The sequence below is a fragment of the Pseudonocardia sp. NPDC049635 genome (assembly GCF_040659795.1).
Classification (GTDB): Bacteria; Actinomycetota; Actinomycetes; order Mycobacteriales; family Pseudonocardiaceae; genus Pseudonocardia.
Genome location: NZ_JBFAON010000002.1, coordinates 338,799 through 353,540, shown reverse-complemented (window position 1 = coordinate 353,540; position 14,742 = coordinate 338,799). Strand labels below are relative to the sequence as shown.

The 14,742-nt window shown below is 72.0% G+C and carries 9 protein-coding genes; 1 reads left to right on the top strand and 8 read right to left on the bottom strand.

Features of this window, described 5'->3' with window-relative positions; genetic code table 11:
• Positions 1 to 28 precede the first annotated feature (28 nt).
• The 7 genes from AB0J24_RS04360 to AB0J24_RS04330 all read right to left on the bottom strand — a co-directional run bounded on the left by AB0J24_RS04360 (position 29) and on the right by AB0J24_RS04330 (position 9,047).
• Positions 29 to 808, bottom strand: a complete 780-nt coding sequence (locus tag AB0J24_RS04360) for a glutamine amidotransferase (protein WP_358675214.1) — start codon at positions 806 to 808, stop codon at positions 29 to 31.
• 130 nt (positions 809 to 938) lie between these two features.
• Complete coding sequence (locus AB0J24_RS04355) at positions 939 to 2,420, bottom strand: aldehyde dehydrogenase (protein WP_358675212.1); 1,482 nt, start codon at positions 2,418 to 2,420, stop codon at positions 939 to 941.
• A gap of 62 nt (positions 2,421 to 2,482) precedes the next feature.
• Positions 2,483 to 2,824, bottom strand: coding sequence for a cupin domain-containing protein (locus AB0J24_RS04350; protein ID WP_358675209.1), 342 nt, complete (start codon positions 2,822 to 2,824; stop codon positions 2,483 to 2,485).
• Positions 2,825 to 2,870: 46 nt separating this feature from the next.
• Positions 2,871 to 3,941: a phosphotriesterase-related protein gene (locus tag AB0J24_RS04345; RefSeq protein ID WP_358675206.1), complete on the bottom strand. Its 1,071-nt coding sequence runs from the start codon at positions 3,939 to 3,941 to the stop codon at positions 2,871 to 2,873.
• Between the two features lie 81 nt (positions 3,942 to 4,022).
• Complete coding sequence (locus AB0J24_RS04340) at positions 4,023 to 5,477, bottom strand: nicotinate phosphoribosyltransferase (protein ID WP_358675203.1); 1,455 nt, start codon at positions 5,475 to 5,477, stop codon at positions 4,023 to 4,025.
• A gap of 550 nt (positions 5,478 to 6,027) precedes the next feature.
• Positions 6,028 to 8,067: a PhoX family phosphatase gene (locus AB0J24_RS04335; RefSeq protein WP_358675441.1), complete on the bottom strand. Its 2,040-nt coding sequence runs from the start codon at positions 8,065 to 8,067 to the stop codon at positions 6,028 to 6,030.
• Between the two features lie 251 nt (positions 8,068 to 8,318).
• Positions 8,319 to 9,047 (bottom strand): response regulator transcription factor, encoded by a 729-nt coding sequence (locus tag AB0J24_RS04330; protein ID WP_358675200.1) that lies wholly within the window; start codon positions 9,045 to 9,047, stop codon positions 8,319 to 8,321.
• Between the two features lie 258 nt (positions 9,048 to 9,305).
• On the opposite strand from AB0J24_RS04330, the gene AB0J24_RS04325 reads away from it, so the two are divergent.
• The gene (locus AB0J24_RS04325; RefSeq protein WP_358675198.1) at positions 9,306 to 10,796 is read left to right on the top strand and encodes a GAF domain-containing protein; all 1,491 of its coding nucleotides are present in this window, start codon (positions 9,306 to 9,308) and stop codon (positions 10,794 to 10,796) included.
• Positions 10,797 to 10,837: 41 nt separating this feature from the next.
• Here AB0J24_RS04325 and AB0J24_RS04320 read toward each other — a convergent pair whose 3' ends face one another.
• Entirely contained in the window at positions 10,838 to 14,719 is a 3,882-nt protein-coding gene (locus tag AB0J24_RS04320; protein WP_358675195.1) for an ABC transporter ATP-binding protein, read from the bottom strand.
• Between the last annotated feature and the right edge of the window lie 23 nt (positions 14,720 to 14,742).

Below are 14,742 nucleotides of genomic sequence, written 5' to 3'. Positions count from 1 at the left end.
ACGTCACCTTCGGGTTCTCAGGGGTGGCTCAGGACTCGCGGCCGCCGGCGGCCCAGGACAGTATCGAGGTCCACAGCGCGGCGTAGTGCTCCCACTCCACGAACTCCGGCGGGGCCCAGTGCGGGGCGAGATCCGAGGTGAACGCCACCGAGCGGCCCCGGCCGTAGCTCCCGACCACCAGCAGCGGGTCGTCGCCGGTCTGTGCGACCACCGTGGCGCCCTCCTTCGGGAAGGTCCGGTTGTAGCCCAGCAGCATCGGCCACTCGGCCGGGGTGCCGCCCAGTACCGGATGGGCCGGGTCGCACACGTCGACCTTCAGCCCGTCGGACATCTCCACGCGGTCGTCGGTGGGCATCAGGTCGACCGGCAGGACGTCCGCGAGCGGGCTCATCCCGTAGCGCGCCTTCCCGTCGATGCCGGTGAACGACAGGTACCCGCCGATCATCACCAGCCCGCCGCCGCGCCCCACGTAGTCGGCGACCAGCGCGAGCTTGTTGGGCGACTTCTCCGAGCGCAGAAACGTCTCGTCCGGCAGCAGGAACGAGTTGGAGCCGATGTCGGAGATGACGACGACGTCGTACGCGTCGAGGGCCTCCGCGGTCCGCGGGAAGGAGGCGGAGATCTCGTGTCCCCGCACGTAGGTCACCTCGTGGCCGGCGGCCCGCACACGCTCCAGGAAGACGCCGGCACCCTCCTCGTACTCGGTGGAGTGGAACTGGTCGAAGCCCTTCATGTGGATCGTGTGCTTGATCCAGGACTCGCCTGCCACCAGGACGCGCAGCGGGGGGGAGCTCACTTTGTCGGGCACGTGCCCTCCTCTCGACGTGGAAACTGACTATAAACGATTCTCGTTCACCGTGGCGGTGCTCGACGACCAGGTCACAGCACCGCCTCCGGGCGCCCGGGTGGTGCGGGGGCGAGGGCCTCCCGCCGGCCCGTCACGCGCCGACCGGCCTCGACTCGAGGACGACCGTCTTGTTCTCCAGGTAGGGCAACAACCCGGCGACGCCCCCCTCCCGGCCGAAACCGGACTGCTTGACACCGCCGAAACCGATACCGAAGTCCGCCCGGTTGCCGTTGTGGCCGACGGTGCCCGACCGGAGCTGCCGGGCGACGGCCCGTGCCCGGTCCACGTCCCGAGTGAACACCGAGGCGTTCAGGCCGTAGATCGAGTCGTTCGCGATCCGTACGGCGTCCTGCTCGTCCCTCGCGGGGATCACGGTCAGCACCGGGCCGAAGATCTCCTCCTGCGCGATCCGCCACGAGTTGTCCACGTTGCCGAAGACCGTCGGCTCGACGAACCATCCGCGGTCCAGACCGGCCGGGCGGCCACCGCCCGCGGCGAGCGTCGCCCCCTCACGCAGACCGATGCGGACGTAGCGCTCGACCCGTTCCCGCTGCTGCGCCGTGGCCAGCGGGCCCATCTGCACGGCCGGGTCGAACGGGTCCCCGACCCGCACCTGCCGGAACGCCTCGGCGAGACCCTCCACCATCTCGTCGTGCCGATCGCGGGGCACGACGATCCGGGTCAGCGAGCCGCAGATCTGGCCGGTGAGGAAGCACTCGGCCCCGGCCAGGACGCGGGCCGCCTCGGCGATGTCCGCGTCGTCGAGGATCACGGCCGCCGACTTGCCGCCGAGCTCGAGGGTGAACCGGCCGACCCGCTCGGTCATGATGCCGGCGATGGCCTTCCCCGCCGCGGTCGACCCGGTGAAGGCGATCTTGTCCACCCGCGGGTCCCGGACGAGGGTCTCGGAGACCTCCCGGTCGGCGGTGAGGACGTTCAGCACACCCGCGGGCAGCCCGACCTGCTCGGCGATCTCGGCCATGACCAGCGCTGAGCCGGGCGCCTCGGGGGACGCCTTGAGGATCACGGTGCACCCGGCGAGCAGGGCCGGGGCCAGCTTGTAGGCGGTCAGCAGCATCGGCACGTTCCACGGGACGATCGCACCCACCACGCCGACCGGCTCCCGCACGATCATCCCGAACCCGTCGCCGCCGGACGGGACGGCGGGCTCCTCGAAGGGGAAGGTCGCGGCGAGCCCGGCGTAGTAGGAGTACGCGTCGGTGACCTCGCCCATCGCCGCCGGCACCGCACCGGCGAGGATGCCCGACTCCCGCGGCCAGATCTGGGCGATGTCGGCGATCCGGTCCTCGAGCGCGGAACCGATCTCCCGGATGTACCCGGCACGCTGCTCGTGGGTCATGCGCGGCCAGGGGCCGTCGTCGAACGCGGCTCGCGCCGCACCCACCGCGGCGGCGACGTCGGCGTCGGTCGCCTCGGCGACGCTGTAGTACACCTGCTCGGTGACGGAGTCGACGACCTCGATCGTGTCCGTGGACGCCGGGGCGACCCACCGGCCGTCGATGTAGAACTGGTCCGGCCGGTCGAGCGGTACGGCGGCGCTCGTGATGTGCACTCGCACTCTCTTTCCTTCTGCGACGGCGCCCGGTGCGGGCGCCGTCAGGTGCGGCATACGGGTCAGGATCCGGCCCGGGCCGGCGGGACGTAGAACGACACCTTCCGGACGGTCTCGATGGTCCGCCAAGTGTTCGTGTCCCCGGCGAACAGCCGGACGACGTCGCCCGGGCCGATCACGATCGTCTCCCCGGTGCGGTGGAAGGTGACCTCCGCCTTGCCCTCCAGCACCACGAAGACCTCGTCGGCGGTGACGCCCTGGTACTCCCCGACCTCGGCCCCCCAGACGTCCACGGCGGTGTCCGAGGTCAGGCTGCCCAGGCAGCGGGCACCGGTGCGGAACGTCGGTGCCTTCGGTTTCCAGTCGAGCTCGGCCGAGAAGGCGTTGCCCAGGAGCTGGCTCATGGTTCTCCAGTCACAGGTAGGTCCACGGGCTCCCGCCCGGGAATGGTCAGTGGCCGGCGGGCGCGCTGCTGCGGGCCACCGTGAACAGGCGTCGGGGGTTGGCGGTGAGCAGGCCCGCGGTCACCTCACCCGGCACGCCGTGTCGTTCCAGCCGGGGCAGGAAGTACCGGGGCACGTAGCCGTAGCCGTTGCCGCCGTTGCGGGTCCACATCGCCTTCGACGCCATGTCGTGGCTGAGCAGGATCCGCTCCGCGTACCCCGCCCGGATCAGGGCCGCGACGGCCGATGCCGTCTGTTCCGGTGCCGGGCACTGCCCCTCGCCCGCGTAGAAGAACGGCATGCCGATCATGTCGAACTCCAGCCAGACACCGCGCTCGGCGACCGCCCGCTGATAGTCCGGGTCCTCACCGGAGGGGTCCATGTGGCACAGGACGACCGACTCGGGGCGGGCCCCCTCCTCGTCGAGCACGATGTCGAGGACCTCGTGCGCGCGCCGCTGCCAACCCGGCAGGTGCACGAACAGCGGGACGCCGAGCTCCCGCTGGGCGCGGGCCGAGGCCCGCAGGTGCGTCCGCTCGGCCTCGGTGAACTGGGGCGAGACACCGATCTCACCGATGATCCCCGGCCGGATCCCGGTCTCACCGACCCCGTCGCTGAACTCGGCCAGGATCTCCGCCACCAGGTCGTCGACGGTGGTCTCGGCGCGGCGGGCCGGATGGAAGATGTGCACGTACCACCCGGAGCCCATGACGACGTTGAGGCCGGTCCGCTCCGCGATGTCGCGCAGCGCGACCGGGTCGCGACCCACGTCGCCGTTGGTGCAGTCGACGACGGTGCGGCCGCCTGCCTCGACGAAGTTCGCCAGCTCCGCCACGGTGGCGTCCGGGTCGTCCTGGCGGGTGTTGTCCAGGCAGCAGCGGGGGTCCTCGCGCAGCCGCCACTGGATCGACGGACTCACCGGAGCGTGGAACACCGCACGCTCCACCGGGTCCTCCGGTTCGGCGCGGCGTCGGCCGGACCAGTCGCTGAGCAGGTGTTCGTGGGTGAGCGTCATCCCGAGGGCGTCCACCGGAACCGGCCCGCGCACAGTACTGACCAGCACCGTCGGGTCATCCATCGGGCCAACCTCTCTCGTTCGTGCAGGATCCCGGTCCCCCCGGCCGGGGGAGGGTGCGGTCGGGGGAACCGGGTGGACGTGTCAGGCCGAGACGGGCAGATCCGAGGAGGCGGTGCGCAACTGGCCGACGTGGTCGATGTAGTAGGACTCCGGCACCTCCTTCTCGCTGTTCGCGATCAGCTCGGTGAAGTCCCACTTGCGCAGCAGCTTGCCGTCCCGGAACACCGGCTGCAGCACGTTCTCCGACTCGGGGATCGAACCCTTCGGCACGGTGGTGTAGACACCGTCCTCGTGCTTGAGGGCGAGCCGGCCCTTCTTCGACACCTTGAACGCCGCACCCGTCGGGGACTTGGCGATATCGCGCCACTCCCCGTCCACCCGGACCGCCGAGGCCTTCTGGCCGAAGTTGTTGGTGTCGCGGTTCCAGTGCTGCAGCAACCCGCCGCCCATGCCGAAGATCGCGTTCTCGGCGGAGAACCCACGCCGCTCGAGCTCCATGTAGACCTGCGGGAGCGAATGGAAGTTCACCCCGTCGCCCTGCACCACCCGGATGAACGGCGGGAGGACCTTGAACCCCTTGGAGTTCACGGTGTAGCCGAAGCTGTCCATCAGCCAACCGGTGGTGTCCGCGGTGACCTCGACGATGTCCCCGGAGTCGGGGCGGATCCCGACCAGACCGGGGAAGTTCCGGATCTGGTCCTTGAGCTCGACACCGATGATGTTCTTGACGCAGTGCTCGTGGTCGTAGGTGTCGGTGAGCAGCAGCGCGCAGCCCTCGGGCGCGTAGACGTCCAGCATGTTGCGCAGCGCGTCGGCCTCGTGCTCGCGACCCCAGGCGCAGAACCCGGCGTGCTCGGAGTTCGGTCCGGAGTTCGACACCTTGCCCGCGTTGTAGAAACGCTTCGCGGCCAGGATGCCGGGCACCGTGTCCGACTGGTCGAAGTTCACCAGGTGCGCGAGCCCGCCCAGCGCGGCGGACTGCTGGGAGCTGACGCCCCGGGCACCGTAGTCGTGCAGCATGTTCCGCAGTCCCGCCGAGGAGTCGGCGGTGCGCTCCAGCGCTTCCTTGATCACCATCTTGGACAGCCAGCTGACCGTCCCGATGGTGCTCGGGTACCAGACGGCACGCAGCAGCGCGGTCTCGAAGAAGCTGGTGACCCAGAAGTACTTCGGGTCGGTGTTGATGAGCTGGACCAGCACGTTGCGCGTGGGGAGCACGGTGCCCTCGGGGACCGCCTCGATCTCGACGGGCAGGTAGCCGCCGTGGTCGTTGAGGATGCCCAGCCAGTTCTCCCGGTTGAAGTGCATGCCCTGCTCGCGGACCACGAACTCGGCCTCGTCGATGTCCTCCAGCGTGATCGGCTTCATCAGCTTCTCGCGCAGGTAGACCTGGAGACCGACGAACATCGTGACCGGGAACAGCCCGCCGCGGGACTCGATGTAGCTGGACACGTACTCCGTGCCCTTCGGGTACAGCGGGTAGTGACAGTGCTTGTAGTTGTCCGTGTCGATGATCAGGTTGTCGAGGTACCCCATCGATCCGCCTTTACGAGAGTCGTTTCTACCAGTGGCCTTCGTGCACGTTTCGGACTGGTCTCACCCCGCCCGGCCGTCGACGCCGCTCAGCGTCAGCGCCCCGTTCACGTCCGCAGAGTGTGTCCCACCGGGTCGACCGAAGCCAGAGACTACCGCGGATTGAACACGATCGTAACGTTTCTATCCCGGACGAAACATGCGCGACCTGCGGCGATTCCGGACATCCCGGACGCGTCTGCGCCCTCGGCACGACCCGGGCCGCGCCGTACGTCGACCCGGCCGGACCAGCGCGGACCCAGACCTCCCGACCACCGGCCCGACCGGCCCCGAGGCGGAGCCGGACCTCGACCGGGCCGACCTCGGGCGAGATCATGGAATCGATTCATGTCGCGGGCCCAGGTTCCCGGTCCGGACCCCGGGACCCGGGAGACGACGAGGCCCCCCTGCGGTCGAGGTGCGACTGCAGGGGGGGCCTCGTCTCGGACGTCGCTGAGGTCGCCGAGGTCGCTGAGGTCTCGGACGTCTCTCCCGAGCGACCGGCTCGGGTCGGTCAGACCCCGATCGCTCCGTGCAGGTTCCGGATCGACACGACCGCGGGGCGCGGCTGGGACGCTCCGCCGTCCGGCCAGTGCGACGCGGGCCGCTCCGGTGAGGCGTCGTCGAGATCGCCCGGGTGCTGCACCGACACCAGCACGAAGTCCTCGGTGACCACCGGGCCGCAGCACTCGGATCCCACCGGCACACTGGCGAACAACCGGGTCGACCCGCGCGCCGGCCCCTCCAGGACGACACCGTAGAGCCCGTCGTTGATCTCCAGCGCCTGGCTGGAGTCGGTGGCGATCCAGAGGTTGCCGTGCCGGTCGAAGGCCACGTTGTCCGGCGAGGTGATCGGGCTGACCTGCGACTTGTCGACACCGCCGAACCAGGTCGACGGGTCCTCCGGATCACCGCAGACCAGCAGGATGTTCCAGCCGAACGTCGTCGCCGCCGGGTCGTCGCCCTGCTCGGTCAGCTCGATCACGTGCCCGTGCTGGTTGGCGTGCCGCGGGTTCGCCTCGTCGGCGCCCGCCTCGCCCGCCTTGCCGCGGTCGGAGTTGTTGGTGCAGGCGATGTACACCTTGCCGGTGCGCGGGTTCGGCTCGACGTCCTCGGGGCGGTCCATCTTGGTCGCACCGGCCCGGTCGGCGGCGAGCCGGGTGAAGACGAAGACGTCGGCCACGCTCATCCCGGCCACGTAGGACCTCGTGGTGGACGCCAGCGGGGTCCACGTCCCGCCCCCGTCGAAGGCACCGTCGCCCGGGAGCGCACCGTCACCGGTGATCTCGGCGGCCGGGCTGTTCCCGGTGAAGGTCGCGACGTAGAGCGTGCCGGAGGCGAGCAGGCCCGCGTTGTGCTCGCGGTCCGCCCGGCTGTTGCCCTTGCGCATCCGCTTGTCGGACACGAACTTGTACACGTAGTCGAAGCGCTCGTCGTCTCCCATGTAGACGACCGGGCGTCCGTCGCGGGTGAGCGCGACGGTGGCCCCCTCGTGCTTGAACCGGCCGAGCGCGGTGTGCTTGACCGGTGTCGACGACGGATCGTGCGGGTCGATCTCCACGATCCAGCCGAACCGGTTCTCCTCGTTCGGCTCCTGGGCGAGGTCCCAGCGCGGATCGACCCGCTCCCAGCCGCGACCGGAGGGGCCTTCGCTGATGCCGTAGCGCTCGGCACGCGGGTCGGTCACCGGGCCGGAGGCGAAGTAGCCGTCGAAGTTCTCCTCCGCCGTCAGGAAGGTGCCCCACGGTGTGGTGCCGCCCGCGCAGTTGCCGACCATGCCCAGAACGGTGCGACCGGACGGATCGGCCTTGGTCCGCAACGCCTCGGCCCCGGCCGCCGGACCGTCGAACACCATCGGGGTGTCGGCGGTGATCCGCCGGTTGAGCCGGCCCGCCCGGTCGTGACGCAGCTCGCCGGTCCGCCGGTCGCGGACGACCTCGACGACCGCGCCGCCGTGCGCGGCGATCCCGATCCGGATCTGCTCGTCGGTGGGGTTCCACGGTTCGTAGCCACGGAACATCAGCGGTTCGATGGTGTACTCGTGGTTGGAGTACATGACGTGCCGCTTCCCGGCGCCGTCGAGCGGCAGGATCCCGCAGAAGTCGTTGTTGTAGCCGAACTGCCGGGCCTGCGCGGACGCGCTCTGGTTCTCGAAGTCGAACTCGGGGGCGTCCGGGAAGAGCGGGTCACCCCAGCGGACGACGACGTTGCTCGCGTACCCGGGCGGGATCCGGACGGCGTCGTCGAGGTTCGGGGCGACGGTCTCGTAGCGCAGCCCGCGGGGCGGCTGCCCCGCGCCGTGCCCGTTGCCGTGAGCCGCCGGAGCCGCACCGGCGACCCCGGTTCCGGTACCGGCACCGGTCGTGGCGAGCCCGGCCCCGGTGGCCAGTCCGAGCACCGCGCCCGCCCGGAGCACGCCCCGGCGGTCCAGCACGGTCCGCATGACGTCACCGAAGTACCCGTTCGACGACCTGTTCGGCTCCGGCCGGGAGCAGGCGTCGCCGCAGCGGTAGCGGCAGGTCAGGCCCTGGCGTCCGAGCGGGAGCAGGCGCAGGCGCGACTTCTGGCCTGGCTCTTCGGGATCCGGGCAGCACTGAGCCACGGTCGTCCTCCTGGAATGTGGTGGGGATGGACGATCTCGGGTTGCAACCGTCCGGTGCCCGCATCACAGCAGGCGAATCCACCTGATGGGTGATCCAGAAGTGGCCAACGGGTGAACGCGACCGCGGAACGGCGTGGTGTCCGCCACGACGAACCGGGCCGGGGCGGGATCGATCCGCACACCCCGGCCCGGGAGCCCGGTACTCAGACGATGCCCTGGCGGGCCGCCGTGTAGACGATCTCGGTGCGCCGCCGCACCTCCAGCTTGTCGCGCAGGTTCCGGACGTGGAACTTCACGGTCGCCTCGGAGATCCGCAGCCGGGCGCCGATCTCGCGGTTGCTCATGCCGACCGCGAGCAACCGCAGGACCTGGTTCTCCCGGTCGGTGAGCAGCGCGGTCCGGCAGAGGTCGGGGCCGGAGTCCTGGGTGTTCTCGCGCAGCACCTGCAGCGGCCCGGCACTGCCGGTCCCGGGATCGAAGACCCCCTCGCCACGCAGCACCGCCCGCACCGCCCGCACGATCTCCACCGTGTCGGCGCCCTTGCGCAGGTAGCCGTGCACGCCGAGGCGAACGGTGCGCATCATCGAGTCACGGTCCCGGCAGCCGGTGAGCACCAGGACCCGCGCACCACGACAGCGCTCCAGCAGGGCGCGCACCAGGTCCAGGCCCGGACGCTCGTCCCGGCCGAACTCGATGTCGACGATGATCACGTCCGGGCGGGAGCGCTCGGCCGCCAGCAGGGCGTCGCGCGGGGAGGACCCCTCACCGGCGGGAGCGAGATCGGGCTCGGCGGTGAGCAACGCACGCAGACCGTGCCGGACGATCGGCTCGGAGTCGATGACCAGGACCCGGGCCGCCCGCCGGACCACATCGGCGGAGTCGCCACCGCGAACCTGCACGTCGGTGGCTCCACGAACGGCTTCGAGCGTCATCGCTGTCCTCCGGTGCGTCCTCACCGGGCCGCCTCCGTGACGACCCGGCCGACACCGTAGGTCGGGTTACGTTGCCCGCGCGTTGCGCGCGCACGGACACGGCGGCAACAACCGTCTGAGCAGGCAGGTCTGCGCCCCGGTGTCTGCGGGTATGCTCCCGGTCCAGGAACGGCGAACCCACGGTGGCGGTGTCGCGACGGAGCGGAACCGCAAGGCGAGGAGCCCGCATGGCGCCCTCGGCTGGAACGGGGAGGCGACATGCTCGACGCGGACGGCGGATCGGCCGCCGACGAGCTCGTCGCGGACGCGCACCGGCTGCGCCGGATCTACGAGGACGGGCTCGGCACCGGAGGAGCCGGTGGCGCCCCGCGACCGGTGGTGTCCGACTCGTGGCAACGCAGTCTCGCCGCCCGGGTTGACCCGGAGCGCCGGCTGCCCCCGTTGGTGTTCCGGGCCGACGAGCTGCGCGAGGTCCGGGAGAACCATCCGCTGCACGCGGTCATGCCGCTGCTGCGCAACACCCTGGTGAGCATCGCCGACGAGGCGATGCACGTCATGCTGGTGACCGACGCCGACGGCCACGTCCTCTGGCGGGACGGCGCGCACGGCCTGATGCATTCCGCCGACGACGTCGGGCTCTGCGAGGGCACCCGCTGGACCGAGGACGCGATCGGGACCAACGCGATGGGCACCGCGCTCGCTCTGGACCAGCCGGTCCGCATCCACTCCGCCGAGCACCTGGTGCGCACCTACCACGACTGGACGTGCGTCGCCGCGCCCGTGCACGACCCGGACACCGGTGACACCATCGGCGCGATCGACATCTCCGGGCCGCTGCACACCGTGCATCCCGCTCTGGTCCAGCTGGTCACCACGACCGCGCATCTCGCCGAGAACCAGCTCCGGGTGCGGCTCGCGATCGCCGACGAGCGGTTGCGGGTGAAGAACATGCCGCACCTGTCCGCGTTGCGCGGTGCGGAGGGGGCGCTGCTGTCCCCGACCGGGCGGGTGATCGCGAGCGAGCCCTACGGCCGGTTCCCGGAGCGGGTCCGGGTCGAGCAGGGCGCCGACCGGGTCCGGCTCGGCGACGGCCGCGAGATGGCCGTCGAGCAGCTGTCCGAGGGTTATCTGCTGATGCCGCCGGCACGTCGCCGCCGGGCGCCACGGGCAACCGGGTCCTCGCTCGCCCTGCGGTTCACCGGTGGGGCGGGGCCGCGGATCACCCTCGACGGGGTGGACTCCGCAGCGACCCTGCGCCCGGCCGAGATCCTCACCGCGCTGGCCCTGCACCCCGACGGGCTGTCCGGCGAGCAGCTGACGCTGATGCTCTACGGCGACGACGGCAACCCGACGACCGTGCGCGGTGAGATCCACCGGCTGCGCAGCTCGCTGGGAGCCGACCTGCTGCTGACCCGGCCCTACCGGCTGGCGACCGAGCCGGAGGCCGACTTCCTGCGGATGCGCGACGCCCTGCGCGAGGGTCGCGTCGCGGATGCACTCGACGCCTGCCACGGGGAGTTGCTGCCCCGCTCGGACGCCCCGGCGGTGCGCGAGCTGCGTGACGAGCTGGTCGCCGGCCTGCGGCACGCGATCCTCGCGACCGACGATCCCGATCTGCTGCACCGCTTCACCGGGCACCCGCTCGGCGGGGACGACCTGCAGGTGCACGAGCGCCTGCTGGAGCTTCTCGACCGCGACGACCCGCGGCGACCCGCCGTCGTGGCCCGCGCGGAGCGGCTGCTCACCTGATCCGGAGGGCCGGCCGGTCGAGGACACGACCGGCGCGGCGCTCAGGGTCGCGCGGCCAGCGGGCTGTCCGGCTCGGGTTCCAGCTCGCCCGCCCGCCAGAGTGCGGCGTAGCGACCGCCCGACCGGAGCAGCTCGTCGTGCGTGCCCTGCTCGGCGATCCGGCCGCCCGCCAGCACCACGATCCGGTCCGCACGGCGGGCGGTCTGGAGCCGGTGGGCCACCACGAACGCCGTGCGGCGCGACGACACCCGTTCCCCGGCGACCAGCACCGTCGCCTCGGTGGCCGGGTCCAGTGCCGCCGTCGCCTCGTCGAAGATCAGCACGTCCGGGTCGACCAGCTCCGCCCGCGCCAGCGCCACCAGCTGCCGCTGCCCGGCCGACAGCCCCTGTCCGCGCTCCCCGACCGGGGTGCGGAAGCCCGACGGCAGCGACCGCACCAGGTCGAGCGCACCGACCGCGCGGGCCGCCGCCTCGATCTGCTCGGGCGAGGCGTCCGGCCGCCCGTACGCGATGTTGGAGGCCACGTCACCGGTGAACAGGTGGGCCTCCTGCGGGACGACGCCGAGCCGGGACCGGTACCCGGCCAGCGGGTACCGGCGGACGTCGACGCCGTCGACCCGGACCTGCCCCTCGACGGTGTCGTAGAAGCGGGCCACCAGTTTGATCAGTGTGGACTTGCCCGCTCCCGTCGCCCCGACCAGCGCCACCGTCTCCCCGGGCGCGACCCGCAGCGACACGTCCTCCAGGGCGGGCCGGTCCACCCCGGCGTAGCGGAACGTGACGTGCTCCAGCTCGACCTCGCCGCGTAGCCGCTCCGGGACCGCGACCGGTTCCGGGTCGCCGTCGGTGCCCGCCCGGTCGGGCACCGAGGTCGGGGTGCGCAGCAGCTCGGCGATCCGGTTCAGGCCGACCCGGGCCTGCTGGTAACCGTCGAACACCTGGGAGAGCTGCTGGACGGGGCCGAAGAACAGCGTCAGGTACAGCAGGAAGGCGACGAGCACACCGGGCGTCATCTCACCGGACACGATCCGGGCGCCACCGACACCGAGCACGACCGCGGTCGCGACGTCGGAGAGCAGCGCGACGAACGGGAAGTAGGTGGCGATGTAGCGCTGGGCCCGCAGCCGCGACCGGCGGTAGGCGTCGGACCGCTCACCGAACAGGTCGTAGCTGAACTCCTCGCGCACGTAGGCCTGCGCGATCCGGACGCCGGTGACGTTCTCCTGCAGGTCGGCGTTGACGACGCTGACCCGTTCCCTGGCCTCGGCGTAGGCCCGCGAGGAGAAGCGGCGGAACACCACGGTGCCGACCAGCAGCAGGGGCAGCAGCCAGCCCAGCGCGTAGAGCGCCAGCTCCGCGTCGGTCACCACCAGCGCCACCGCGACGCCGACGATCGTCAACAGGCTGACCACCGCCTGCGCCAGGCCGGTCTGCAGGAACGTCGACAGCGCGTCGACATCGGTGGTCATCCGGGTCATGATCCGGCCGGAGAGCTCGCGCTCGTAGTAGTCGAGACCGAGCCGCTGCAGGTGCGCGTAGCTGCGGATGCGCAGCAGGTAGAGCAGGCTCTCCCCGGCCCGGGCGGTGACCAGTGTCTGGAACCCGACGACGACCGCGTCCAGCGCGACGATCAGCAGCCCGGCGAGCGCCGCGAGGACCAGCACCCGGGTGGCGCCCTCGACGATGCCGGAGTCGACGGCGACCCGGGCCAGGCTGGGCAGGGCGAGGGTGGCCAGCGCGTCCGCCGCCATCAGCGCGATGCCCAGCACGAGCAGCGGCCGCACCGGCCGCAGCAGCGAGGACAACCGGAACTCCGGGTCGGGGGCGGTCGGGTCGCCGCCGCCGCGCAGCCGCGGTGACTCGGTGGGCGGGGGCAGCTTCGCGACGGCATCGAGCAGCTCCGGCGTGGCGCTGATCGAACCCGCCCATCCGGCCGCGTCACCGCCCGCCTCGCGGCCGAGTGCGCGGTCCGGATCGGCCGCCGCCGGTTCCACCACCGGCCAGAGGCCCGGCGTGGCGGCAGTGACGGCCACCCCGGCGTCCGGCGAGTCGGCGGCGGCGACCGGCGGGGCACCGGCCGGCACGGCGTCCCCCGCCGCCGCGCCGTCACCCGGGCCGGACCCGCGCCGCCCGGCGCCACCCAGCTCGTCGACCGACCCGGTGGCCAGCAGCTCGCGGAAGAGCGGACATCGGCCGCGCAGCTCGTCCTCGGTGCCGATGTCGACCACGCGGCCGCGGTCGAGCACGGCGATCCGGTCGGCCAGGGCGAGCGTGGACCGGCGGTGCGCCACGAGCAGCGTGGTGCGCTGCGCGGTCAGCTCGTGCAGCGTCTCGTGGATCGCGGCCTCGGTCGCCGTGTCCACCGCGGAGGTCGCGTCGTCCAGCACGAGCACCCGGGGCTTCGACAGCATCGCCCGGGCCAGCGCGATCCGCTGCCGCTGGCCACCGGAGAGGGTGAGCCCGCGCTCGCCGACCTCGGTGTCGTAGCCGTCGGGCAGGTCCTCGACGAACGCGGCGACCTGTGCCGCCTCGGCGGCGGCCCGGATCTCGTGCTCACCCGCGTCGGGCCTGCCGTAGGCGATGTTGTTGCGGATCGTGTCGGAGAAGAGGAACGCCTCCTCGAAGACGACCCCCAGCTCGGCACGCAGATCGTGCAACCGCAGGTCCCGCAGGTCGACCCCGCCGATCCGCAGCGCACCGGCCTGCGGATCGTAGAAGCGCGGCAGCAGCAGCGCGACCGTCGACTTGCCCGATCCGGACGGCCCGACCAGGGCGAGGGTCTCCCCCGGCTCGACCCGCAACGACAGCTCGTCGAGCACCGGGTGGGGTGCGGCGTGCCCGTCCGGCCCGGATCCGGCCGGCTCGTAACCGAACCGCACGGCGTCGAGCTCCACACCGAGCGGTCCGGCGGGCAGCTCGCGGGGCTCGGCCGGATCGACGATCTCGGGCTCGGCGTCGATGATCTCGTAGACCCGCTCGGCCGCGGCCCGGGTCAGCTGAGCGGTCACGACCAGCGCGCCGATCAGCCGGGCCGGCCCGACCAGCATCCCGACGTAGGCGGTGAAGGCCAGGAAGGTGCCGAGATCGATCGAGCCCTGCGCGGCCATGTACCCGCCGACGCCGATCACCGCGACCTGGCCGAGACCGGGCAGCGCCAGCAGGACCGGATTGAGCCGGGCGGTCAGTCCCGCGGCGCGCAGCCGCTCGCCGTAGAGCCGGTGCGCCCGCCGCTCCAGCTCCGCGGTCTCCCTGGCCTCCTGGCCGAAGCCCTTGACCACCCGGACACCGGTGACGGTCTCCTCGACCTGCTGGGCGATCTCGGCGGCCCGCTGCTGCGCCGACCAGGTCGCCGGGAACAGGGCCCGGCGGATCCGGTTGGTCGCCAGGAACGCCACCGGCAGCAGGACCAGTGCGATCACCGTGAGCAGCGGGGAGAGCCACAGCATCGCCGAGACCGCGACGACGACCAGCACCACGGTGCCCGCCGAGAGCGGAACCATCGACAGGAAGCCCTGCACGAGCTGCAGGTCGGAGATCGACCTCGAGGCGACCTGCCCGGTGCGCAACCGGTCCTGCCGGACCCCGTCCATCCGCTGGACCGCGGCGAACACCGCGCGCCGCAGGTCGTGCTGCACGTTCAGCGCCATCTTGCCGCCGAGGTAGCGGCGCACGAACGCCCCCGCGAACTTCACGACACCCAGCACCAGCAGCGCGAGCACGGCCGGCATCAGCGCTCCGGTGTCGCCGGCGACGACGCCGTTGACCCCTTCCCTGATCACCAGCGGCCCGACCGCCTCCAGCCCGACCCCGGCCATCGACGCGGCCAGCGCGCCGAGCGTGACGCGACGGTGCCGCAGGCAGGCACCGGTGAGGCGGCGGATCCAGCCCGGGCGGGCCGGGCCGTCGTGGTGGGGGCGGGACACGTGGATCAGGCTATGCCCGCCCC

Bases quoted from the DNA above. Each gene is read 5' to 3' on its own strand.
- AB0J24_RS04350 (WP_358675209.1), bottom strand. From the start codon at position 2,824: ATGAGCCAGCTCCTGGGCAACGCCTTCTCGGCCGAGCTCGACTGGAAA.
- AB0J24_RS04345 (WP_358675206.1), bottom strand. From the start codon at position 3,941: ATGGATGACCCGACGGTGCTGGTCAGTACTGTGCGCGGGCCGGTTCCG.
- AB0J24_RS04340 (WP_358675203.1), bottom strand. From the start codon at position 5,477: ATGGGGTACCTCGACAACCTGATCATCGACACGGACAACTACAAGCAC.
- AB0J24_RS04330 (WP_358675200.1), bottom strand. From the start codon at position 9,047: ATGACGCTCGAAGCCGTTCGTGGAGCCACCGACGTGCAGGTTCGCGGT.
- AB0J24_RS04325 (WP_358675198.1), top strand. From the start codon at position 9,306: ATGCTCGACGCGGACGGCGGATCGGCCGCCGACGAGCTCGTCGCGGAC.